Origin of the sequence: Mesorhizobium sp. M1328 (assembly GCF_040318075.1) — a bacterium.
In the GTDB taxonomy this organism is placed as follows: domain Bacteria; phylum Pseudomonadota; class Alphaproteobacteria; order Rhizobiales; family Rhizobiaceae; genus Mesorhizobium.
In genome coordinates, this window is sequence record NZ_JAMYLO010000026.1 from 51,797 (window position 1) to 72,621 (window position 20,825).

Genomic DNA, 20,825 nt, shown 5'->3' on the forward strand with positions numbered 1-20,825 from the left:
ATTATTGTGAGGACGATCAGGCGGCATATGCCGCCTGCAGCGCCAATTCCCGAATGAAGCTTCGCAGCGAACGCGGCTCGCGGCCAAGCGCGGCGCGCAACGCCAGGCTGTTCCCGCCGAGGCCGTATTTGGCGTAGTGGCTGTGTACTTTGGCCAGCATCTGCAACTGGCGGTCGGTATAGGGAAGGCGGGCTTTCGCCGCCCAGTCCTGAAATGTCGGCTCGCCCGCCGAAACCGGCCGGCCAAGCGCTTGGCTCATCATGGCAACGAGCTCTTCGCGGCTGTGCATACCGTCGGCGCACAGTTCGAGGGTCGCATAGGACAAACGCGCTTCGGTCAGTGCGATCGCCGCCACTTCAGCCACATCGCGGTAGTCGACGCGGGCAAGCTTCGCCGTCTTTGGAAACGGCTCCGAGAAAACGCCATGCTCGACGACGGACGGCCAGGCGGCCGCGATATTTTGCATGAAATTGGCCGGGTGCAGAATGGTGTATTCCATGTTCGTCGAATAGAGGGCAGCTTCGACGGGTATCTTGCTTGCATGGTTTTCCAGCCTCGTATTTGTGGGCTGGATCACCGACGAAAAGACGAATTTCCGAACGCCCGCTCGCGCCGCCGCCTCAACCATGGCAACCCCCATGGCGGCTTCATCGGGAGCAAAGGCCGGTCCGATGTGAAAGACACCGTCGACACCTTTCACGGCCTGCTCAAGGCTCTGATGGTTGCGCAGATCTCCGATCGCGATCTCTGATGCGCCGGCTTTCCGGGCTTTTTCGGCACTCGCGGCGTCACGAACAAGCGCCCGAACCCTGGCGTTGCGGCGGACGAGTTCAGGCACCACCAAACCGGCAACGCGGCCTGCGGCGCCTACGACCAGGACGGTTGGACTGGGTGTTCGCATGACGATCTCCTTCCCTCGAGTCTGCCTTTCGGCCTGTGCAGGGAAGATAAAATCTAGCGAACTGCGTTACAATTCACCGATTTTGCGATAGTTTCTCCCGGTTTTCGGGAGAAATAGGCAATGAGCCGGATAGAGGATTTCGAAGCCTTCATTGCCATTGTCGAGCATGGCAGCCTGACGGCTGCCGCACGCCGGCTGAACCGCTCGCTGCAGTCGGTCAGTCGGTCTCTGGCGACATTGGAGGAATCAATCGGGGTCGAGCTTCTGCACAGGACGACGCGCCGCTCGACGCCGAGCGAAGCCGGAGCGGCCTTTTTCCAGCGCATCAAACCCGCCGTCGAGGAAATTAACGAAGCCAGGCTTCAAGCGGCCAATCGACGATCCGAGCCGTCCGGCATCCTGCGCATGAGTGCCCCGGTTCTGTTCGGCCCGGACTTCCTCGTGCCGGTTATCGCCGACTATATGCGGACATATCCCCGGGTCGGGGTTGACCTCCAGCTTTCCGATGAATTTGTCGATCTTGATGCCGAGGGTCTCGATCTGGCGGTAAGGATCGGCAATTTGCCGGATTCCAATTTACGTGCGAAGCGCCTGGGGGCGCTGCGGCGCGTGGTGTTCGGCGCACCTGCCTACTTCCAGCAACACGGCCGACCGGCCCATCCGCTTGAATTGCGTGAGCATGAATGCATCGTACGAACTGTCGACGGCCGCCCAGGGGAATGGATGTTTCAGATTGAAGGCAAGCCCCGGCCGGTGAAGGTCGCGGGCACCTTCCGGTCGAATTTGATGATATCGATCTATGCAGCCGCGGTTCACGGATTGGGTCTGGGCTACTCGCCGCTTTGGCAGGTAAGGCACTTGGTGGACGATGGCCGTTTGGAACTGGTTCTGACCGAATTCGAGCCAGTGCCGGTGCCGATACACGCCGTGTGGCCGGAAGGCAGATCATCCTCGGCCAAAGTCCGCGCTTTTCTGGACCTGCTGGCATCCCGCCTGGAGCTCAAGAACCTTTAGGGCCCAGACCAAACTGAACGCCGATCTTACCTCATCGACATCAAGTTCGTGATCAGAACAGCTGTGACGGCGTCGAGTGCGGGCTGATGGACCTCCGAATGACCGATGTCCTTCAGCTGATCGGTCGTCAAATCTGCCAGTGCCCTGCGTCTTGCGACGGTCCGCCGCCAACCGCTGAAGGCAGCGATCATCATTGCTGCGTCTTTAAGGCTAGACCCAAGCAAGCGTTTGGCCATGCTGCGGGCGGCGCGAGGTTCCGTGTGAGCCATTGTTTTGGTCTCCCATTTCGAGTTTGCGGATGGGAGCGTGCCACGCAGGCGTTTTCGGGCTGTTCGGCTGGGCGTGAACAACTGGGAGAAGTCCGGCGATCGGCCGTTAAATCGGTGTTAAATCGATCCACCGAGATGCTATTCTGTCGCTGCGGTCGAAGTCTGGAGAGGATTTGTGCGCATCCGGTTGCTTGGTGGCCTGGAGGTTACTTCCCCGGAGCACCGGCCTGTCCGGTTCGCCACACGCAAGACTTCGCTTCTTTTTGCTGCTCTGGTTCTCGCAGGCCGCCGCGGCCATCGTCGCGAGCAGCTTTCCGAAACTTTTTGGCCGGGGCGAAGCAACGGGCAGGCCCGCAATAGTCTGCGGCAAGCGCTGGTCGACATCAGGCGCACGTTCCCCGCCAGCTCGGATGCAACCGTCTATATCGATGGTGATCAGGAAACCGTCGCGCTTTTTGCCGGTCCGGATGAGGCGGACATCTCGATCTTCGACCGGAAATTAGAGCAGGGCCGAACCGCCGATCTCGCCGTCGCCGCCGATCTCTACCGCGGTGAGCTGCTTGCCGGGCAAGCCATTCCTGACGAACTGGACGAGTGGTTTGGACCTTATCAGAGCCAGTATCAACGGAAGGCACAGCAGCTGGTGGAGCGGCTGAGCCTCGCTCTCTCCGAGCCCGGCTCCGCAGAAGAATCGGCCTGCGAAGGGCTCGCGGAGAGGCTGCTCGCTTCGGATCCGACCGTGGAGGCGGCCCATCGGGCGTTGATGCGGATCCATACCCTCACGGGCCACGAAAACGCGGCTTTGCGACAGTTCGAGTCCTGTCGGGCTCTCTTGAAGAAGCATCTGGGCGCGGAACCTGAGGCACAGACGGTCTCCTTGGCGGCTTCGCTGCAATCACGGAAGGGAGCCGAATATCAGCGGACCGCACCTAGATCTGATGTGGTACCGCAGCCGCAAGTCTTGCCGGTCCCGACGAAACATCACGATCGACCGTCGGTAGCGGTGTTGCCAGTTCAGAATTTAAGCGGCGATGCGGAGCAGGAGTATTTTGCCGACGGCATAGTCGAGGACATCATCATAGCCTTAACTCACTTCCGCCACCTGTACGCCATCGCCCGGAATTCGAGCTTCACCTACAAGGGCCAGGCCGTAGACTTAAAGCAGGTCGGGCGCGAGTTGGACGTGCGCTATGTGGTTGAGGGAAGTGTACGCCGGACGGGTGATCGCCTGCGCATCGCCGGGCAACTCATCGACACCTCGACAGGGGCCTATCTCTGGGCCGACCGTTTTGACGGAACGCTCGCCGAAGTCTTCGATCTGCAGGATCAGGTCGCCTCAAGCATAGTGGGCGCAATAACGCCGAAAGTGGAGGAGGCCGAGATCGAGCGTGCCAAGAGCAAGCCGACGGAGAGCCTCGACGCTTACGACTACTATCTCCGCGGGGTGGCGGCCTTTGACCGGACGATCACTAGCAGATCGGCCATTGACGATGCCTTGCGCCTCTTCATGAAGGCGATCGACCGTGACCCGGAGTTCGCGATAGCCCATGCGCGGGCGGCGCGGTGCTACGCCACCCGAAAAAGCAACGGCTGGATGGTCGACCGCGCGAAAGAGAATGCCGAGGCTACTCGACTGGCCAGGAGAGCGGTCGAACTCGGAAGGGACGATGCGATTGCGCTTACCTTCGGTGGATACGTCCTCGGCTACGTAGGTGGCGACCTTGATGACAGTGCGGCTTGCATCGATCGCGCGCTCGCGCTCAACCCGAACTTGGCCGCTGCTTTGGGCGTCAGCAGCTGGGTGAGGGCTTGCTTGGGCGAGCCAGGCAAGGCCGTCGAGCACGCCGCGCTTGCCATGCGCCTAAGCCCATTGGATCCACGCCTGTTCGCTTGGCAATTCAACACCGGACTCGCTCATTTTTGTGCCGGCCGCTACGATGACGCCGTCGCTTGGGCGGGAAAGTCGCTGCGGTACCAACCGAACTATGTGAGCGCGATGCGTGTAGTGGCGGCGAGTCATGCCCTTGCGGGGCGCCTGTCGGAAGCGCAGCAAATGATGGCCCGGGTCTGCGAGTTCGATCCTTCGCTGCGGCTTTCGAATCTCGCCGAGGTGCTGCCGCCGTTTTATCGACCGGACGATCGCAGCAGATACATCGAAGGCCTTCGGAAGGCGGGCCTGCCGGACTGACTCGCGGCAATGCTTCGCGCGTCGGTGTACGCGCGAGCGCCGTATCAGACCTTGGCGACGATCCGCATAAAGGCCGGCATGTCGTCGCCGAAACCGACGGTCGCGTCATTGTCTTCCTGGCGCTGGCGGGCAGGGCGCTCGCGCTGCGGCCTGGTGTCGCCGCGTTCGGGCGCGCGCCGTTCGTTGCGATCGGGCGAAGCTTTGCGTTCGGTATTTTCGGAGCGGATCGCGTCTTTGCGGGTACGCCGCTCGCCTATGTCGGCGACGGTGGCTTCGGCCACGACCGGCTGTTCCTCGCTAACTGCTTCCGGCGCTGCTTCTTCGCTGCGCTTGGCGTGGCGTTCACGCGGTTTGCGCTCGCCCCTGTCCTTGGCGTCGTCCTTGCGGCCGGCGCGGCGTGGTGCACCGCGGCCACGGCGCGGCGCCTCATCCTCGCCGCCCTCGCTGGCGACGACCGTCGATAGGTCGCCGTCGTGCCATTCGATCTTAGTGCCGATCAGCCGTTCGATCGCGTCGATGTATTTGGTATCCGACTTGGTCGCGATGGTGAAGGATTTGCCGGAGCGTCCGGCGCGGCCGGTACGGCCGATGCGGTGGACGTAATCCTCGGCGTGGATCGGCACGTCGTAATTGAAAACATGGCTGACATCGGGAATGTCGAGGCCGCGCGCCGCGACGTCCGAAGCAACGAGGTAGCGCAGCTTGCCGTCACGGAAATTCGCCAGCATCTGCATGCGCGCGCGCTGGTCCATGTCGCCATGCAGGGCGCCGGCGTCGAAATCATATTTCAGCAGCGAGCGGAACAGCTCCGACACCTCGACCTTGCGGTTGCAGAAGATAATGGCGTTCTTCAGCTCGGCATCCTCGGCCTTCATCAGATTGCGCAGCGTCTCGCGCTTGTCCCAGGGCTTTGGCCCGGATTTCACAAGCCGCTGGATGATGTTGGTGGCGGCGGACGCAGCCTTCGACACTTCGACGCGCACCGGCGCGTGCAGGAACTTCTCGGTGAGCTTGGTGATCTCCGGCGGCATCGTCGCAGAGAAGAACAGCGTCTGCCTGGTGAACGGGATCATCTCGCAGATACGCTCGATGTCGGGGATGAAGCCCATGTCGAGCATGCGGTCGGCCTCGTCGATGACGAGGATCTCGACGCCATTGAGCAGGAGCTTGCCGCGCTCGCGATGGTCGAGCAGGCGGCCGGGGGTCGCGATCAGCACGTCGGCGCCGCGCTCGAGCTTCTTGTCCTGCTCGTCGAAGGACACGCCGCCGATCAGCAGCGCGATGTTGAGCTTGTGGTTCTTGCCGTATTTGACGAAGTTTTCCTCGACCTGCGCGGCGAGCTCGCGCGTCGGCTCGAGGATCAGCGTGCGCGGCATGCGGGCGCGGGCGCGGCCCTTTTCCAGCCGGGTGAGCATCGGCAGGACGAAGGACGCCGTCTTGCCGGTGCCGGTCTGGGCAATGCCCAGCACGTCCTTGCCGAGCAAGGCGTGAGGGATGGCGCCAGCCTGGATCGGCGTCGGCTCGGTGTAGCCGGCATCGGTAACTGCGGAAAGGACCTTCGGCGACAGGCCGAGGTCTGCGAAGGTCAACGCTTCTTGAGCGATCTGGGTGTCTGAGGACAAGTTTGGCTGTCTTTGGCTGGTTCGGGGGCGCAACATAAGCAGTCGCGGCAAGCGCCGCGCGCCTGCAAGATTGGTATTGCAGGTAGGCGCAAGCCCACGATTTGTCAACACAAACGGGCGGCATTGGCGCGATTGTGAAGTCGTAACCTTAATCGCGATGCTTAATTTGCGCAGTGGCTGCTGCGCCGGCTCAATACCTGAACTGTTCGGCGAGAATGCGCTCGTTCCACGAATGGTTGGGATCGAACAGCAGCGTCGCCGTTGCCGTCGGCGATTCCCTCACCGTGACCGTCGTCACCGCCTTGACCTCGGTGTGGTCAGCGGCGGCATTCACCGGCCGCTTTTCCGGCTCCAGAATGTCGAAACGCACGATCGCCTTGTTGGAGAGCAGCGCGCCGCGCCAGCGGCGCGGACGAAACGGGCTGACCGGGGTCAGCGCCAGCAGCGGAGCGTCGAGCGGCAGGATCGGCCCGTGCGCCGACAGATTATACGCGGTCGAGCCGGCCGGCGTCGCAATCATCACGCCGTCGCAGTGCAGTTCCTCCAGCCGCTCTTGCCCATCCACGGTGATGCGGATCTTGGCGGTCTGGTAGGACTGGCGCCAAAGCGCGACCTCGTTGATCGCGAGCGCCGAAATCGTCTCGCCCTCCGCCGTCACCGCCTGCATCTCCAGCGGACGGATCGTTTCGGCAACGGCCGCCGCGATGCGCCCCGTCAAGCCGCTGGCGCGGTATTCGTTCATCAGGAAACCGATGGTGCCACGGTTCATGCCGTAGACCTTCTTTCCCGTGCTCATCGTCTCACGCAGGGTCTGCAGCAGAAAGCCGTCGCCGCCGAGCGCCACGACGATCCCGGCTTCTTCGACGGATGCCTGGCCGTAACGTGCAGAAAGGCTTTCCAGCGCCGCATTGGCGTCGGCTGTACCGGATGAGACGAAGGCGAAACGGCTGGCGGTTTTGCTCATGGCTCTCAACGACAACCGATTGGCGACGACCGTTTGGCGACCGATTGGCGGCGACCGGTTGCTGGGCCGCGCCAGCGCCGGGTTAGCATGGGTGGGCATTTCTGCAAAGGGAGGGAGGTGCCTTGAGTTGGCGGCCAAACAAGCCGCACTCGCGCATCATGTCGCGGGACAAAATGATGTGATGGTTAAGACTCGCCTTAAACTCTCGTAAAGCCGGATCGATCATGTTAGCCGGCAGCGGACGGGCGGCGTGGGGCTAACCAGTCGAGGCCGATCTATTGCCGCTGGCACGCTTGATTATTGTCTTCCTGATGCTGGCAAGTTTTGCCCTGGCTTTCGCGGAACTGGTGCGCCAGTCGGAGGAAAAGAGTTTTAGACCCGAGCCTACGGCGTCACGCTGCGGCGACGCGGTGGGGACACCCTGTCCGCAAAGGGCGCTTTGACGCCACTGCGCCAGTGCTTATCGGGCGAGCAGGTGGCAGCCGGCCTTGCGCTTTTGCGCGAGATACTCGTCGACAAGCTGGCGATAGCGGACTTTGCCGAAGCTCGGGAAATGGCCGCCATGCACGACCGAGACATCGAGATCGCGCATGCGCAGCAGCGTTTCGACATAGTCGTCGATATCGGAGTGATAGACATCGTCGATCAGCGGTCCGTCATAGACGATGTCGCCGGAAAACAGGATGCCCGTCCTGTTTTCGTAGAGCGCAATGCCGCCGGGTGAATGACCGGGCGTGTGGATCACCTCGAAGGCGCGGTCGCCGAGATCGACGACATCGCCTTGTTCGAGCAACCGGCCGGCTGGTGCGGGCAGGATCCGGTAGCGTTTCGTGTCCCAGCCTTGCGGCATGCCGTCGAACATCTCGTCGGTGGCATAGCGGTCGGCAACCGTCCATTCGTTGCGCGGGTCGGCGAGGATCTCGGCCTCGGCCGGGTGCACGCAGCGGTCGGGAAATTCGTGATGGCAGCCGATATGGTCGAAATGCGTATGGCTGGCCACGCAAACGAGCTTGCGTTCCGTCACCAGCGGCACGTGGCACCGCAAGCTGAAATGGCCGAGGCCGGTGTCGAACAGCAGATCGCGGTCGCGGCCGCGCACATGCCAGATGTTGCAGCGGAAGAACGGCTTGATCCACGGCTCGTGGATCAGCGTCACGCCATCGCCCATGCGGATGGTTTCGTACCAGTGGCCGGCGTCGATGGTTGGAAGCGTGCTCATGTTCAGTCCGCAAGCAGGATGATGTCGCCAGCATCGCACGATACCGCGACCACGTCGCCCGGCTGGACGGCCGATGCCGAGGGAACCTTGGCGATGAAGTGCAGCGCCGGGTCGGTCGTGGAGGTCCCCAGCACACGCTTGAAGCTGCCCTGGAAGACAACGTCGCTCACTTTGACCATGCCAAGCGGCACAGCGCCGCCGGCCGCGCCGAGGACAAGATGCTCAGGCCGAATGGCCAGCACAACGGTCGAGCCGGTCGGCAATGTGCCGGGCAGCGAGAGCGACCCAAGCTTCGTGGTGACGGTGATTTTGCCGCTCTTCGCCTCCGTCACCGTTCCCGATATCAGCGTGCTTTCGCCCATGAAAGTCGCGGAAAAGCGCGTCGCCGGCCGTGCATAGACGCGCTCGGGCGGTCCTTCGTCCTCGATGCGCCCGTCATTCATCACCACGCAATGATCGGCCAGCGCCATCGCCTCTTCCTGGTCGTGGGTGACGTGGATGAAGGCGGTGCCGACGCGTTTCTGGATCGCCTTCAACTCGTCCTGCATCTGCCGGCGCAATTTCAGGTCGAGCGCGCCGAGCGGCTCGTCGAGCAACAGCACCGCCGGCTCGACCACCAGGGCGCGCGCCAGCGCCACGCGCTGCCGCTGACCGCCTGAAAGCTGGTGAGGCTTCTTGTCGAAGGCGGTGGCCAGCCCAACCAGCGCCAGCGCCTCGCGCGCTCTCGCTGCTCGGGTTGCGCCATCGACGCCCTGCATGCGCAGGCCGAAACCGACATTGCTGCCGACGCTCATATGCGGAAACAGCGCATAGTCCTGGAACACGGTCGTCGTCGGCCGCTTCGCCGGTGGCACGGCGGTGCAGTCCTCGCCGCGGATCAGCACCTTGCCTTCGCTCGGCGTGACGAAGCCGCCGAGGATGGACAGAAGCGTCGTCTTGCCGGAGCCGGACGGCCCGAGCAGGATCGTGTAGCTGCCCGGCTCGATCGTCAGCGAGACGTTCTTCAGCACCGTGTGCTGGCCGAAGCGATGCGAGACAGAGCTTATATCGACCAGTGGCGCACTCATGCCGGCTTCCTCCGCAACAGCATCAGCTCGAACAATACCACCAGTACGATGGATACGGCGAAGACCAGCGAGCCGACGGCGTTGGTCTTGGGATTGAGGCCGGAGCGCAGCAGGTTCCAGATCTCGACCGGCAGCGTCGTGTCGAAGCGCGTCAACAGGAACGAGATGACGAATTCGTCCCAGGAGAAGGTCATCGACAGGAAGTAGCCGGCGAAGATGGCCGGCGCCATGACAGGCACCGTGATCAGCAGCAGCACCTTCCATTCCGGCGCGCCGAGGTCGCGCGCAGCGCGCTCGATATTGATCTGGTGGTCGCCCATCTGGCTGTAGACGATGGCAAAGCAGAGCGGCAGGTTGATCACCACATGGCCGATGCCGGCGGCAGTGAGCGACTTCGGCACGCCGGCCCAATTGAACAGCACCAGCAGCCCCATGCCGATGATCAGATAGCTGACGGTCAAGGGCAAGGTGATCAGCCCGCGCATCAGGCCTGAGCCCGGCAAGACGAAGCGCGCAAAACCCCAGGCGGAGAGGAAGCCGAGCGTGATGGCGAGAGCCGAGGAGACGATTGCCACCAGCAGCGAATTGACTAGCGCCGAAGTCAGCCGCGTGTCGGCGAGCACGGCCTCGTACCAGCGCAGCGAAGGCCCGGTGAAGGGCGGGATCGGAAACGACGTCGCTTGCAGCGAAAACAGCACCAGCACCACCACCGGCAGGAAGATGAAGCCATAGATGGCGAGGGCATAAAGGCCGGAGACGAGGCGGATGAAAGCGCGCATGGTCAGGCCCGCTCGATCTTCAGCCAGCGGGCGCAGGCGAGATAGGCGATGGTGACCACCGCCATCAGAATGATCGACAGCGCAGAGGCGAGCGGAAAGTCGCCGCGCCGGCCGATCTGCATCATGACGAGCTGCGGCATCAACAGCTCGTTGTTGCCGCCGAGGATCTGCGGCGTGATGTAGTCGCCGATGCACAGCACAAAGGTGAGAAAGGCGCCGACCATGATGCCCGGCAGCGTCAGCGGCAAAACGACGTGCAGGAATGTGCGCACCGGCCCGGCGCCGAGGTCGGCGGCGGCCTTGCGGTAGCTTGGGCTGAGCTGCTTCAGATTGGCAAAGATCGTCAGCGTCAGCAGCATGACGAAGAAATGCACGAAGCCGGTGACGGTCGCTAGCCGCGTATTGGCGAGTTGCAGCGGTTCGCCGAGCAGGCCGGAGCCGGTCAGCGCCCGGTTGACGACGCCGTTCTGCGCCAGCACCAGCAGCCACGAATAGGAGCGCACGACATAGGAGGTCCAGAACGGCAGCACCGCCAGCATCAGCGCCAGCCGCTGCCAGCGCTCCGGCACCTGCTCGGCCAGGATCCACGCAAAGGGATAGGCAAGCAGCACGGAGATCACGGTAACGATAGCGGTGACCTGCAGCGAGTTCACCATCGCCTGCCAGTAAGATGGATTGGCAAAGAACTGGCTGTAGTTGGACAGCGTGAAGCCGCCGCCTTCATGCGCGGTCAGGCTGGATACCGCCATGGCGACGAAGGGCAGCACGAAGAACAGCAGCGTCCAGCCGAGCGCCGGCGTGACCAGCGCCCAGGGCAGGGCACGCTCACTCTTCGTGGCAGCGCTCACGACCGGTAGCCGGTCATTGCGCCTGCAGCATTTCGGTCCAGACGTCTTGCATCTTCTTGTCGAGATCGGCGTTCGGCGCCGGATAGGACTGGGCGCGGGCGAGGAATTCCGGCTGCTCGTCGAAACGCAGGATCTTCTTCTGCTCGTCGCTCAACGCCGCCTTGCTGTTGGCCGGCATGCCCCAATAGCAGGACGAGGTCGCGAGCCGCGCCTGGCCTTCGGGGCTCATAATGTACTGGATGAATTTAAGCGCCAGCTCCTTGTTCTTGGAATCCTTGAACATTGCCAGCGACTGCGACCACAACACGGCGCCTTCTTTCGGGATCGAGAAGTCCAGCGCCGGGTTTTCCTTGGCTAGCCCGGCCGTCACCCATTCGCCGCCGCCGACCAGTATGTCGACCTCGCCGGTTGCCAGCGCCGTCTGGCTGGCGGTCACTTCGCCGACCAGCTTGGCGTTGGCCTTCATTTTGAGCAGCTCTTCCTTAATGGCGGGAAGGTCGGCTTCGGTCAGTTCCGCCGTCCTCTTGCCGATCGCCAGTGCGGCCATGCCGATGACCGGCAGGTAATAATCGTAGATGGCGATCTTGCCCTTGTATTTGTCGCCGGTCAGCGCCGCCATCGACTGCATGTCGGCCGGGTCGACCTTGGTCTTGTTGTAGCCGATCGTGTTGTAGCCGAACTTTTCGGTGATGCCGTAGCGCTTGCCGTCGACCACGGTGGAACTGTCCATCTTCACCTGCGGGAAGAGGTCGGACAGCGGCAGCTTGTCTTCCGGCAGCGGTTCGAACAGGCCCTTTTCGACGCCTCGCGGTACGTCGATGCTGTCGATCACCATCACGTCCCAATCGCCGGGCTGCGACTGTTCGACGATGGCCAGGCCGGCGCCGGTGCCTTCGAACTCCTTGACATTGACCTTGACGCCGTTCGCTTCCTCGAACGGCTGCAGCAGTGCCGGATCGGCGTGATCGCACCAGATCAACGCATTGAGGTCCTGCGCCTGAGCGAGGCTGCCAGCCGCCAGCAGCAGTGCTGCCGCGGCGCACGCGCCTTGGAGATGGCTCTTCAGAACGGAAAGCGGATTCCTGACGGTTGGATTGGGGGTCTTTGGATTGACGGACATCGAGTGTTCTCCCTTGCCTTTTGGCTTGTGGCAAAAAATTGAACCAATTCTAAAATTGAGTCAATTCTGTTTTTGTGGCAAACAGCCGCTATGAGCGGATTGCGGGCAAGGCAGAAGGCGGATCGGCACCGCCGCATCATAGAGGCTGCGGCGGCGCTTTTCCGCGATGCCGGTTATGAAGGCGCCAAGATCGAGACCATCGCCGCGCAGGCCGAAGTCTCGGTCGGCACGATCTACAATTACTACCAGAACAAGGGCGACATCCTCGGCGCCATCGTCTCGATGGAGGTCAACGAGGTGCTCAATGCCGGGCGCGGCGTCGTCGCCAACCCGCCGGCCAATATCGGCGACGCGCTGGACACGCTGCTCGGCATCTATATCGAGCACTCGCTGCATTACCTCAGCAAGGAGATGTGGCGGCAGGCCATGGCGATCTCGACGCAACTGCCCGACAGCCCGTTCGGCCAGGCCTACACCGCGCTAGACCGCGCACTGACCGAGCAGATCCGCGCGCTGATCGCCCGCCTGCAGGCGCTCGGCCTGGTACGCCGCGACATCGACGGGCCGGCGCTGGGCGAACTCATCTTCAACAACATGAACATGATGTTCATCGAATTCGTGAAGCGAGAGGAGGCGAGGATTGCCGAACTGCGCACGGCGATACGCAGGCAGAACCGGATATTGGTGGCGGCAATCGGAATGTAAGAAGATCAAGAGCGAGTAGGGCCTGCAACACAAATCGCCGCAGCCGGAGCATCGCCTAACGGTTGATCAGCCATAGAATGGCCGAGAGCACGATGCTGACCAGTATCCCCGTGGTGATGGGGACATAAAGCCTGAAGTTCTCACGCTCGATCACGATATCGCCGGGCAGCCTGCCAAGGCCGGTCCGGGCCAACCAAGGCCACAGCAGGCCTATGGCGACTATGCTGAGACCAACGACGATCAGAGTTCGCGACATGGCTGCATCCTGCCGGAAATAGTATCATGCCAGAAATCTAGTGTTGACGGGTCTGCAAGCAGCGCTTCCTCTCGATGTTGCCTCTTGAGTTGAGGTTGAAATCTGTTACAACCTAAAAGGGCATCAAGGAGGGATTGGATGCAGATTTCCATCTGGCATTGGGCTATAGTGCTGCTGCTGATCGGCGTGCCTGTTTTCTTTGCCGTTCGGTCAGCCGCAAAGCCATTACAGGATACTTCGGCTCTCGTAGGTTTCGGAGGCTGGCTTATGCTGCTGGCGATCCTTCAGGCTTTCTCTCCGCTACGCACGCTCGTCTCATTGGGCTCATCGAGTGAAGGCTACCGACAGCTCATGACGCTCCCGAATGGCACTTTGGCGGTCTACGGAGAGATTGCCCTCTTGCTGGCGTTTGCGGTGTTCCAGGTGGTTGTGCTCTTTGCGATGCTGCTGCGGAGTTACCGCTTCAAGCAGCTATTCCTGTATCAGTGGTTTGCAATACCAATCGTGTTTATTCTGGACGCGGTATGGATCTCAGCGGTTATGAGCGCTCCTGTGAGCTTGGTGCTTGCAGGGCATGCGCTGGTAATGCCCGCAGTTTCTTTTGTCTTGACCGGCATCTGGGTCGCCTACGTCTACAAGTCGGTCAGGGTGAGAAACACGTTCGACCGGGTCGCCATATCCGGTCAGGTCGCGAGTGCTTCATAGAGCTTGCCGCGAGTCCTATGTATGGCTGCCGACAAAAATGCCGGGCGCCCAATATGGACCCGGATCATCCGGCTACTAGGCCTGCTCTAGCGAGGATTTCAGGAGCCGGCGTGACATGCCCGTGCGGCTTGCAGTAGTCCGGGTCGATCGCGCGATAGCCGAGCAGATGGCCGAGTGGCGCTAGGATCGCCAGCGCCACTTGCTGAATCGAAGGTGGCGGGTGCGTGAAGACGATCACGTCGGCAAATTCCCTGGCGATGACTGCCGCCTGAAGCGGCGAAGGTCTGCCTTTTCTGTCCACCTTGCCGGCATTGGCCAGGCCGAAGAGCATGCCAATCAGCAGCTCGAAACGGTTCGGGTCGACATCTTCCGCACCTGGCGCCCGATCGACTTCGACCAGCACATGCGCTTCTTCGGTTTTGCTGCTGTTCCACCAATCATGTGCGACGCCCGCTTCGACCGTGGCGGATTGGCCAGGCCCCAGAGACAAAGTCTTCCCGCCGATGCAGGCGTCGAGCCGGCCGCCGAGGACGGTAAACCGTTCTGTCAGGTTCGGGTGGAAGTGCTCGCCCACCACTGCGGCTCCCGGCCGGGCGGTCAGATGAGCGATGCCAGGTCCCTGGCCGCGGTCTTCGGTGCCACGCAGGATGACTGCATATTCGCCGGTCACCTTGTTCTCGTAGACATCTCCACAACGTGACATGGATCAGCTCCGGGTTCAGAGCACCGCTGCCGGCAAGGTTACGGTTAAAGGGTTGGTCGTTCAACGACGCTCGAACGGGCGATTGTGAAATTCTTGCGCCGGCTCCGTCGACACGGGCGCGACCGGCGCTCTACCGGATATGCTTAGGCGGGCGCGCTCGTGGAAACGGCACGACCGTCAGTGGCGCCTTGCGGAATTCCGCGATGGCTATTTCTTCAATCAGCGCGTCGAGGGCCTCGTTGACGCGTCGGCTCGTTTCATCCGCGCCGCAGAGGCGGTTTTGTGCGCACTCCAAAAGCTCTCGCGCCGCGGCGAAATCGCTTCGCATGACAACACCCTTTGGTTTTTGGCCCGCCGCACGGCCATTGTCGGCGCGCTTAATTGAGCGAGTGCTAATATACACAGGAGCAATTTAATCGAATGCTGTTAAATGGCCCGGAGCCCGGAGAGCGGCCGAAATGACCGCCCTGTAAGCGCAAGACACGAATAGGCTAGGGATCTCCTGGTATGAGACGCCAAAGCGCAATCTGATGTCAGATTAAGCCGGCAACTCACGCAAAATTTGTGGTTCGCCGAGGGGGGACGGTCGGGAACGCGTGGGGCCTAATACGTTCTTGGGCGGCTTAGAAATTCTCGGGCGGCGGCAATCTGGCGTCGATGCTCGCGAAGGAATGCCGCGCCGAAACAAATGGCGAAGGCCAGTACCGAAAGACTTGTCGTTGCTCTTGATGCAGGATCAGGATCGGGACTTATCAGGAAACGGAAGCCGAAGGCGAAGGCGAAGACGACAACGCCACCAAACATGCCGCTGACGAAGGGGGTAGTCGTGCGTCTCTGCTCCAACGAAGACTCCTAGGTTTTCCGCTAGGGAACTATGGTTTCCGCTAGGGAATATATGCGTTGAAGCTGATGTGCTACCGATCCTGACGGCCCCGGCCTGTGGATATCGGGGATGAGCAGATATCAGGCGCCCCGGAGGTCTCAAGAAGCCCGTGCTGGTGCCCCCGGACGGGATCGAACCGCCGACCTTCGGTTTACAAAACCGCTGCTCTACCAGCTGAGCTACAAGGGCACGGCGCCTCGGTTAGCATATTTGTTGCGCCAGTAAAGACAAAACTCCGTTTTTCGGTTCCCGGCGAACGCGCCGGTTCTGCCGCCAGGGCGTCCTGAAAACGGCCAATTCGCTCCCTATATTGATCGAAGGTGCAATCGCATCAGCGAGGCTGTCGCATGATCAGGTTTGTCATCATTCTCCCGCTCGTCGTCGTGACCTGGCTTCTCCTGGTGAAGCTCATCAAGGATCTGAAGCGCGCCAATATCGACTGGACCGGCGTCACCACCATCATCGGCTTCATCGCGCTCGCCTTCTGGCTTCGCCATATCACCGGCATGGGCTGAGGCCTGCCGATTGTTCCGGTGAACTGTCGACGGCGCGACCGTTCGTGGTCGCGCGGCTGACAGCATCAGACCGGGCGATTTCCCCCGTCGAGAAAAAATCCAAAAAGATCTTCGAACCTTTTTCCTTGTTGCGACGACTGATGGTCAAGGGGCGGTTGGATCGCCTCCCACAACAAGGAGATCGTCATGTTCAAGCGCACCATCGTTTCCGGCCTCGTCGCCACCACTGTCGCCGCCGCCATGCTGGTCGGCACGGTTCAGCCTTCAGCCGCCCATCACAAGCACAAGCACCTCGGCATCGGTATTGCCGCAGGTGTCGGCGGCTTCCTGCTCGGCAGCGCGCTGGCCCAGCCGCGCACCGTCTATATCGAGGAAGACGGCGGCTCCTGGCACGTCCGGCGCTGCCTCAATCGCTACCAGAGCTACGACCCGTACTCGGACACCTATGTCGGCTACGACGGTTATCGCCATCGCTGCCGGCTTTGAGAGCCACTATGCCAGCTTGAGAGGAGGTGACCGTTTCAGGCACCGGAAGAAGGGGCACCCCACTGCCCCATTTTCTGTGTGTCTGGGCTCCTATTCGAATGGTCGACCGCCACTGTCGGCATAGCGCATCATTTTCGAATTGGGCGCCGTCGATGAAACTGCCAATCTCCCCCCTTGCGGGGGAGATGCCCGGCAGGGCACAGGGGGGTGCTGTCCCGCACTACCTGTCAATAGATGACAGTCAAGTCCTAAGCCAATTCCCAGTTGGAGTGGCTAAACATCGAAGCCGGCGATCCTTCCCACCCCCCTCTGTCCTGCCGGACATCTCCCCCGCAAGGGGGGAGATTGGATTGCCGAACGGCTTTCGCCAACCGCCAACACTGAAGACTGCCTTATCCCGCCGTTCGGCTCTTGCCGGATGTACAGCGATTTCCCGACAGCCTAATCTACTGCCGAGCCGAAACAGGGAGAGGGCGCTTGGGCGAGCACGATCCGAACGAAGAGCCGATCGAGACGGTTTTCCGCAACGGCACAATCACCACCGTCGGCATCCTGCTGGCGTTCTCGTTGGGCTTCATCACGCATTGGGCCGCCAACCCGATACCATGGGAAATCTATCACCTGGCCGCAGTCGTGCCGATTTTGATCGGCATTGCCCTGCAGATACGAGCGCTGCGGTTGCTGCTCGACTTAACGTCTCTACAACGGCGCGTTCTTGAACGCGCCAATCGTATCTTCATTGCCGGCCTCATCTTCACCGCCTGCGGAGTTGGGCTGGCGATGCTGCTTGATTTCTACGACCTATCGACCAAGAGCGCGGTGCCCGGGGCCTAGCTTTGGCCATCCTGGCTGATGTCGCACCATTCGGCGCTGGTCAGCGCTGCCATGCGCTCGGTTCGCTGCCAAGGCCGGGACGGGTCGGCAGGCCGCCGATCATCCTCGTCACCTCTGCAGCTGCATCGCGCACCAGCGGGCCGATCTCGGCTAGCCGTTCCGGCGTGACCCGCACCGTCGGCCCGGAGACCGAAACGCCGCCGATCGGCTCGCCGAATTCGTTGAAGATGGCGGCGGCGACGCAGCGCATACCCGGATGCCGCTCCTCGTCGTCGACCGACCAGCCGCGCAATTTGATCGTCACCAGGTCGCGGGCGAGAGCCGAGATGTCGGACAGCGTGTTTTCAGTGAAGCGCTCCAGCCCGGCCCGGCGCAGGATGGTGGCGACGCGTTCCGGCTCGAGATGCGCCAGCACCGCCTTGCCGATACCCGAGGCATGGAAGGAGCTGCGCGTGCCTGGCCGGAAGAAGGCGCGGATCGCCTGATGGGTCTCGACCTGGCTGACGAAGACGACGCAATCGTCCTCGGCGACGCCGAGATTGGCGGTCTCGCCGGTCTTCTCCATCAATTCCTGCATGACGATACGGGCGCGGTCGACCAGCTTGCGGCGGCGCAGGAACGCCGCGCCCATGCGATAGGTCTCGACGCCGATCGACCACAGCTGGTCGGTGCCGTCGAACTCGACCATGCCATGGTTCTCCAGCGTCGTCAGCATGCGGTAGGCGGTGGATGCTGGCAGACCGGAACTGGCGGCGATCTCGCTCAGCGACAGGCCGCTGCCATCGGCCACGATTGCCAGGATGCGCAGCGCCCGGTCCAGCGACTGCACCGAAGCGGCCTCGGACGGCCCGTTGAAGGCGCGCGGCCGGCCGCGCTGGCGTTTTTCGGTGGTTTCCATCGGGCCGTTCTTCGCTCTGTTTGCCCAAATAGGCAATGGAAAAGTTTTTCACCGCTTTGCGAAGTGAATTCGTGGAAAACAGAAAGCCAAATCAATTCAATCCACAAGAGCCGTTTTCTAGAAATGAAAAAATATTCTGAAAAAATTGAGAAATCGTTGGTGCGGTGGCATCATCGGCTATCAACAATTCCGTGGAGGCTGACATGGCCAGGATGCGCGCAGTCGACGCAGCGGTTCTCGTTCTCGAAAAGGAAGGCATCTCCTGTGCCTTCGGCGTGCCGGGTGCTGCGATCAACCCGCTCTATTCGGCGCTGAAGGCGAGGGGCAGTATCCGCCACATCCTTGCGCGTCATGTCGAGGCAGCCTCGCATATGGCCGAAGGGTTTACCCGCGCCAGGTCGGGCAATATCGGGCTGTGCATCGGCACTTCGGGTCCCGCCGGCACCGACATGATCACCGGTCTCTATTCGGCCGCTGCCGATTCTATCCCGATCCTCTGCATTACCGGGCAGGCGCCGCGCGCGCGTCTCAACAAGGAAGATTTTCAGGCCGTCGACATCGCCGCCATCGCTGCACCCGTCGCCAAATGGGCGGTCACCGTCATGGAGCCCTATCTGGTGCCGATGGCGCTGCAGAAAGCGTTCCATCTGATGCGCTCGTCGCGGCCGGGGCCGGTGCTGATCGATCTGCCGGTCGATGTGCAACTGGCCGAGATCGAGTTCGACATTGATGCCTATGAGCCGCTGGTGCCGTTCAAGCCAGCAATGTCGCGCGCTCAGGCCGAGAAGGCGTTGACGATGCTGAACGCAGCGGAAAAGCCTGTCATCGTCGCCGGCGGCGGTATCATCAACGCCGATGCGTCGGACCTGTTGATCGAATTCGCCGAAGTCACCGGCGTGCCTGTCATCCCGACACTGATGGGTTGGGGCGCGATCCCCGACGACCACCGTCTGATGGCCGGCATGTGCGGCCTGCAGACCTCGCACCGCTACGGCAACGCGACGATGCTCGAAGCCGATTTCGTCTTCGGCATCGGCAACCGCTGGGCCAACCGCCACACCGGTTCGGTCGACGTCTACACCAAAGGCAAGAAGTTCATCCACGTCGATATCGAGCCGACGCAGATCGGCCGGGTCTTCGCGCCGGACCTTGGCGTCGTCTCGGATGCCGGTGCGGCGCTTAAAATGCTGCTAGACGTCGCCACCGAATGGAGGACGGCCGGAAAATTGCGCGACTGGTCGGGCTGGGCCGGCGAATGCCGGCAGCGCAAGAAGACAATGAAGCGCAAGACCCATTTCGAGCAGGTGCCGCTGAAGCCGCAGCGCGTCTACGAGGAGATGAACAAGGCGTTCGGCCGCGACACCACCTATGTCACCACGATCGGCCTGTCGCAGATCGCCGGGGCGCAGTTCCTGCATGTCTACAAGCCGCGCAACTGGATCAATTGCGGCCAGGCCGGGCCGCTCGGCTGGACATTGCCGGCAGCACTCGGCGTTCGCGCCGCCGATCCGGACCGCACCATTGTCGCGCTGTCCGGCGACTATGATTTCCAGTTCATGATCGAGGAACTGGCGGCCGGCGCACAGCACAAATTGCCCTACATCCATGTCGTGGTGAACAATGCCTATCTCGGCCTGATCCGCCAGGCACAGCGCGGCTTTTCGATGGATTTCGAGGTCAGCCTGGCCTTCGAGAACGTCAACCGGAAAGACGAACCTGAGGCGGGCTACGGCGTCGACCACGTCGCCGTTGCCGAGGCGATGGGCTGCAAGGCGGTCCGGGTGCGCCGGCCGGAGGAATTCGCCGGTGCCTTCGAAGAGGCGCAGCAGCTGATGAACGAGCACCAGGTTCCGGTGGTGCTCGAATTCATCCTCGAGCGCGTCACCAATGTTTCGATGGGTACCGAAATCGACAAGATCACCGAATTCGAGGAACTTGCCGAGCATCACGAAGATGCCCCCACGGCGATCGTCATGCTGGACTGACTGGGAGAAGAAGAATGCCACGGTTTTCAGCCAATCTTTCGATGCTCTTTCCCGAGCATAACTTCCTCGACCGCTTCGATGCCGCCGCCCGCGCCGGCTTCAAGGGCGTCGAGTATATCGGCCCCTATGACCATGCGCCGGATGTGGTCGCGGCCAGGTTGAAGAAGAACGGGCTGACGCAGGTCCTGTTCAACCTGCCTGCCGGCGACTGGGCCAAGGGCGAGCGCGGCATTGCGATCCTGCCGGACCGCGTGCCGGAGTTCCGGCAAGGCATTGCCAAGGTCGTCACCTATGCGCACGCGCTGGGCTGCGAACAGGTCAATTGCCTCGCCGGCATCGCGCCGCAGGGCGTCGATCGCTCCGTGCTGGAAGTCGTCTTCGCCGAAAATCTGGCTTTCGCGGCCGAAAAGCTGGAGCAGGCCGGCATCAGGCTGCTGATCGAACCGATCAACACCCGCGACATTCCGGGTTTTTTCCTGAATTACTCGCATCAGGCCCTGGCGCTGATCGACCGCGTCGGCTCGAAGAACCTGTTCCTGCAATACGACATCTATCACATGCAGATCATGGAGGGGGATCTCGCCCGTACCATAGAGGCAAACCTCAGCCGCATCGCACATATCCAGCTTGCGGACAATCCCGGCCGCCATGAGCCGGGGACGGGCGAGATCAATTTTCCCTTCCTCTACAACCACATCGACCGCATCGGCTATTCCGGCTGGGTCGGCGCAGAATACAAGGCAAAGGGCGGAACGGAAGCCGGGTTGGGGTGGTTTCGGGACGCGGCCGGGCAGGGGAGTGCGGCGGCGTAGACGCTACGTGTCGCACGTCGCGTTCCCTCGCGCCCCCCTCTGGCCTGCCCTC

23 protein-coding genes and 1 tRNA gene are annotated in these 20,825 nt (G+C 61.9%); 9 read left to right on the forward strand and 15 right to left on the reverse strand.

Features of this window, described 5'->3' with window-relative positions; genetic code table 11:
* Positions 1 to 16: 16 nt before the first annotated feature.
* Entirely contained in the window at positions 17 to 901 is an 885-nt protein-coding gene (locus NKH23_RS30255) for an NmrA/HSCARG family protein (RefSeq protein ID WP_353036166.1), read from the reverse strand.
* Between the two features lie 120 nt (positions 902 to 1,021).
* Here NKH23_RS30255 and NKH23_RS30260 point away from each other — a divergent pair, with 120 nt between their 5' ends.
* Positions 1,022 to 1,915, forward strand: coding sequence for a LysR family transcriptional regulator (locus NKH23_RS30260; RefSeq protein ID WP_352915891.1), 894 nt, complete (start codon positions 1,022 to 1,024; stop codon positions 1,913 to 1,915).
* 26 nt (positions 1,916 to 1,941) lie between these two features.
* On the opposite strand, the gene NKH23_RS30265 is transcribed toward NKH23_RS30260, so the two are convergent.
* On the reverse strand, positions 1,942 to 2,184 hold the full coding sequence (locus NKH23_RS30265; RefSeq protein WP_352720778.1) for a YjiS-like domain-containing protein: 243 nt from the start codon (positions 2,182 to 2,184) through the stop codon (positions 1,942 to 1,944).
* A gap of 175 nt (positions 2,185 to 2,359) precedes the next feature.
* On the opposite strand from NKH23_RS30265, the gene NKH23_RS30270 reads away from it, so the two are divergent.
* Complete coding sequence (locus NKH23_RS30270) at positions 2,360 to 4,372, forward strand: BTAD domain-containing putative transcriptional regulator (protein WP_353036168.1); 2,013 nt, start codon at positions 2,360 to 2,362, stop codon at positions 4,370 to 4,372.
* Positions 4,373 to 4,416: 44 nt separating this feature from the next.
* Here NKH23_RS30270 and NKH23_RS30275 read toward each other — a convergent pair whose 3' ends face one another.
* From NKH23_RS30275 to NKH23_RS30305, 7 genes are all read right to left on the reverse strand, one after another.
* Entirely contained in the window at positions 4,417 to 5,994 is a 1,578-nt protein-coding gene (locus NKH23_RS30275) for a DEAD/DEAH box helicase (protein ID WP_352720782.1), read from the reverse strand.
* A gap of 190 nt (positions 5,995 to 6,184) precedes the next feature.
* Positions 6,185 to 6,958, reverse strand: coding sequence for an NAD kinase (locus NKH23_RS30280; RefSeq protein WP_023679915.1), 774 nt, complete (start codon positions 6,956 to 6,958; stop codon positions 6,185 to 6,187).
* Positions 6,959 to 7,418: 460 nt separating this feature from the next.
* On the reverse strand, positions 7,419 to 8,177 hold the full coding sequence (locus NKH23_RS30285) for an MBL fold metallo-hydrolase (protein ID WP_352720784.1): 759 nt from the start codon (positions 8,175 to 8,177) through the stop codon (positions 7,419 to 7,421).
* A 2-nt stretch (positions 8,178 to 8,179) separates the two neighbouring features.
* Positions 8,180 to 9,244: an ABC transporter ATP-binding protein gene (locus NKH23_RS30290; protein WP_352720786.1), complete on the reverse strand. Its 1,065-nt coding sequence runs from the start codon at positions 9,242 to 9,244 to the stop codon at positions 8,180 to 8,182.
* On the reverse strand, positions 9,241 to 10,023 hold the full coding sequence (locus NKH23_RS30295) for an ABC transporter permease (RefSeq protein WP_352720788.1): 783 nt from the start codon (positions 10,021 to 10,023) through the stop codon (positions 9,241 to 9,243). The genes NKH23_RS30290 and NKH23_RS30295 overlap by 4 nt, the downstream gene beginning before the upstream one ends.
* A 2-nt stretch (positions 10,024 to 10,025) precedes the next feature.
* On the reverse strand, positions 10,026 to 10,871 hold the full coding sequence (locus NKH23_RS30300) for an ABC transporter permease (RefSeq protein ID WP_352720790.1): 846 nt from the start codon (positions 10,869 to 10,871) through the stop codon (positions 10,026 to 10,028).
* A 13-nt stretch (positions 10,872 to 10,884) separates the two neighbouring features.
* Positions 10,885 to 11,991, reverse strand: coding sequence for a polyamine ABC transporter substrate-binding protein (locus tag NKH23_RS30305; protein ID WP_352720792.1), 1,107 nt, complete (start codon positions 11,989 to 11,991; stop codon positions 10,885 to 10,887).
* 90 nt (positions 11,992 to 12,081) lie between these two features.
* Here NKH23_RS30305 and NKH23_RS30310 point away from each other — a divergent pair, with 90 nt between their 5' ends.
* Positions 12,082 to 12,696: a TetR/AcrR family transcriptional regulator gene (locus tag NKH23_RS30310; protein WP_352720795.1), complete on the forward strand. Its 615-nt coding sequence runs from the start codon at positions 12,082 to 12,084 to the stop codon at positions 12,694 to 12,696.
* Positions 12,697 to 12,751: 55 nt separating this feature from the next.
* Here NKH23_RS30310 and NKH23_RS30315 read toward each other — a convergent pair whose 3' ends face one another.
* On the reverse strand, positions 12,752 to 12,952 hold the full coding sequence (locus NKH23_RS30315) for a DUF2905 domain-containing protein (protein ID WP_023679908.1): 201 nt from the start codon (positions 12,950 to 12,952) through the stop codon (positions 12,752 to 12,754).
* Between the two features lie 138 nt (positions 12,953 to 13,090).
* Between NKH23_RS30315 and NKH23_RS30320 the strand changes: the two genes are divergently transcribed.
* Positions 13,091 to 13,657: a DUF2569 family protein gene (locus NKH23_RS30320; RefSeq protein ID WP_352720797.1), complete on the forward strand. Its 567-nt coding sequence runs from the start codon at positions 13,091 to 13,093 to the stop codon at positions 13,655 to 13,657.
* A gap of 64 nt (positions 13,658 to 13,721) precedes the next feature.
* Here the strand turns inward: NKH23_RS30320 and NKH23_RS30325 are convergent, their stop codons facing one another.
* The 4 genes from NKH23_RS30325 to NKH23_RS30340 form a co-directional block, all read right to left on the reverse strand.
* Positions 13,722 to 14,360 (reverse strand): cupin domain-containing protein, encoded by a 639-nt coding sequence (locus NKH23_RS30325; RefSeq protein WP_352720799.1) that lies wholly within the window; start codon positions 14,358 to 14,360, stop codon positions 13,722 to 13,724.
* Between the two features lie 130 nt (positions 14,361 to 14,490).
* On the reverse strand, positions 14,491 to 14,688 hold the full coding sequence (locus NKH23_RS30330; RefSeq protein ID WP_352496180.1) for a hypothetical protein: 198 nt from the start codon (positions 14,686 to 14,688) through the stop codon (positions 14,491 to 14,493).
* Between the two features lie 275 nt (positions 14,689 to 14,963).
* Positions 14,964 to 15,203, reverse strand: a complete 240-nt coding sequence (locus NKH23_RS30335; RefSeq protein ID WP_352720801.1) for a hypothetical protein — start codon at positions 15,201 to 15,203, stop codon at positions 14,964 to 14,966.
* Positions 15,204 to 15,356: 153 nt separating this feature from the next.
* Positions 15,357 to 15,432: transfer RNA gene (locus NKH23_RS30340), tRNA-Thr, on the reverse strand.
* 158 nt (positions 15,433 to 15,590) lie between these two features.
* On the opposite strand from NKH23_RS30340, the gene NKH23_RS30345 reads away from it, so the two are divergent.
* The 3 genes from NKH23_RS30345 to NKH23_RS30355 all read left to right on the forward strand — a co-directional run bounded on the left by NKH23_RS30345 (position 15,591) and on the right by NKH23_RS30355 (position 17,078).
* Positions 15,591 to 15,758: a hypothetical protein gene (locus NKH23_RS30345; protein WP_352720803.1), complete on the forward strand. Its 168-nt coding sequence runs from the start codon at positions 15,591 to 15,593 to the stop codon at positions 15,756 to 15,758.
* Positions 15,759 to 15,944: 186 nt separating this feature from the next.
* Positions 15,945 to 16,244: a BA14K family protein gene (locus NKH23_RS30350; protein ID WP_352724701.1), complete on the forward strand. Its 300-nt coding sequence runs from the start codon at positions 15,945 to 15,947 to the stop codon at positions 16,242 to 16,244.
* A gap of 477 nt (positions 16,245 to 16,721) precedes the next feature.
* The gene (locus NKH23_RS30355) at positions 16,722 to 17,078 is read left to right on the forward strand and encodes a hypothetical protein (RefSeq protein WP_292665071.1); all 357 of its coding nucleotides are present in this window, start codon (positions 16,722 to 16,724) and stop codon (positions 17,076 to 17,078) included.
* A gap of 40 nt (positions 17,079 to 17,118) precedes the next feature.
* Here the strand turns inward: NKH23_RS30355 and bhcR are convergent, their stop codons facing one another.
* A complete protein-coding gene (gene bhcR / locus NKH23_RS30360; protein ID WP_352720806.1) occupies positions 17,119 to 17,976 on the reverse strand; it encodes an HTH-type transcriptional regulator BhcR in 858 nt (285 codons plus the stop codon).
* Positions 17,977 to 18,179: 203 nt separating this feature from the next.
* Between bhcR and gcl the strand changes: the two genes are divergently transcribed.
* Together gcl and hyi are read left to right on the forward strand one after the other, a co-directional pair.
* Positions 18,180 to 19,961, forward strand: a complete 1,782-nt coding sequence (gcl, locus tag NKH23_RS30365) for a glyoxylate carboligase (RefSeq protein ID WP_352720808.1) — start codon at positions 18,180 to 18,182, stop codon at positions 19,959 to 19,961.
* Positions 19,962 to 19,975: 14 nt separating this feature from the next.
* Complete coding sequence (gene hyi, locus NKH23_RS30370; protein ID WP_353036171.1) at positions 19,976 to 20,773, forward strand: hydroxypyruvate isomerase; 798 nt, start codon at positions 19,976 to 19,978, stop codon at positions 20,771 to 20,773.
* Positions 20,774 to 20,825 lie beyond the last annotated feature (52 nt).

What these genes read in the sequence shown, in the direction of transcription:
- NKH23_RS30255 (WP_353036166.1), bottom strand. Translation starts at nt 901, where the DNA reads ATGCGAACACCCAGTCCAACCGTCCTGGTCGTAGGCGCCGCAGGCCGC.
- NKH23_RS30260 (WP_352915891.1), top strand. Translation starts at nt 1,022, where the DNA reads ATGAGCCGGATAGAGGATTTCGAAGCCTTCATTGCCATTGTCGAGCAT.
- NKH23_RS30265 (WP_352720778.1), bottom strand. Translation starts at nt 2,184, where the DNA reads ATGGCTCACACGGAACCTCGCGCCGCCCGCAGCATGGCCAAACGCTTG.
- NKH23_RS30280 (WP_023679915.1), bottom strand. Translation starts at nt 6,958, where the DNA reads ATGAGCAAAACCGCCAGCCGTTTCGCCTTCGTCTCATCCGGTACAGCC.
- NKH23_RS30285 (WP_352720784.1), bottom strand. Translation starts at nt 8,177, where the DNA reads ATGAGCACGCTTCCAACCATCGACGCCGGCCACTGGTACGAAACCATC.
- NKH23_RS30290 (WP_352720786.1), bottom strand. Translation starts at nt 9,244, where the DNA reads ATGAGTGCGCCACTGGTCGATATAAGCTCTGTCTCGCATCGCTTCGGC.
- NKH23_RS30295 (WP_352720788.1), bottom strand. Translation starts at nt 10,023, where the DNA reads ATGCGCGCTTTCATCCGCCTCGTCTCCGGCCTTTATGCCCTCGCCATC.
- NKH23_RS30305 (WP_352720792.1), bottom strand. Translation starts at nt 11,991, where the DNA reads ATGTCCGTCAATCCAAAGACCCCCAATCCAACCGTCAGGAATCCGCTT.
- NKH23_RS30310 (WP_352720795.1), top strand. Translation starts at nt 12,082, where the DNA reads ATGAGCGGATTGCGGGCAAGGCAGAAGGCGGATCGGCACCGCCGCATC.
- NKH23_RS30315 (WP_023679908.1), bottom strand. Translation starts at nt 12,952, where the DNA reads ATGTCGCGAACTCTGATCGTCGTTGGTCTCAGCATAGTCGCCATAGGC.
- NKH23_RS30320 (WP_352720797.1), top strand. Translation starts at nt 13,091, where the DNA reads ATGCAGATTTCCATCTGGCATTGGGCTATAGTGCTGCTGCTGATCGGC.
- NKH23_RS30325 (WP_352720799.1), bottom strand. Translation starts at nt 14,360, where the DNA reads ATGTCACGTTGTGGAGATGTCTACGAGAACAAGGTGACCGGCGAATAT.
- NKH23_RS30330 (WP_352496180.1), bottom strand. Translation starts at nt 14,688, where the DNA reads ATGCGAAGCGATTTCGCCGCGGCGCGAGAGCTTTTGGAGTGCGCACAA.
- NKH23_RS30345 (WP_352720803.1), top strand. Translation starts at nt 15,591, where the DNA reads ATGATCAGGTTTGTCATCATTCTCCCGCTCGTCGTCGTGACCTGGCTT.
- NKH23_RS30350 (WP_352724701.1), top strand. Translation starts at nt 15,945, where the DNA reads ATGTTCAAGCGCACCATCGTTTCCGGCCTCGTCGCCACCACTGTCGCC.
- bhcR (WP_352720806.1), bottom strand. Translation starts at nt 17,976, where the DNA reads ATGGAAACCACCGAAAAACGCCAGCGCGGCCGGCCGCGCGCCTTCAAC.
- gcl (WP_352720808.1), top strand. Translation starts at nt 18,180, where the DNA reads ATGGCCAGGATGCGCGCAGTCGACGCAGCGGTTCTCGTTCTCGAAAAG.
- hyi (WP_353036171.1), top strand. Translation starts at nt 19,976, where the DNA reads ATGCCACGGTTTTCAGCCAATCTTTCGATGCTCTTTCCCGAGCATAAC.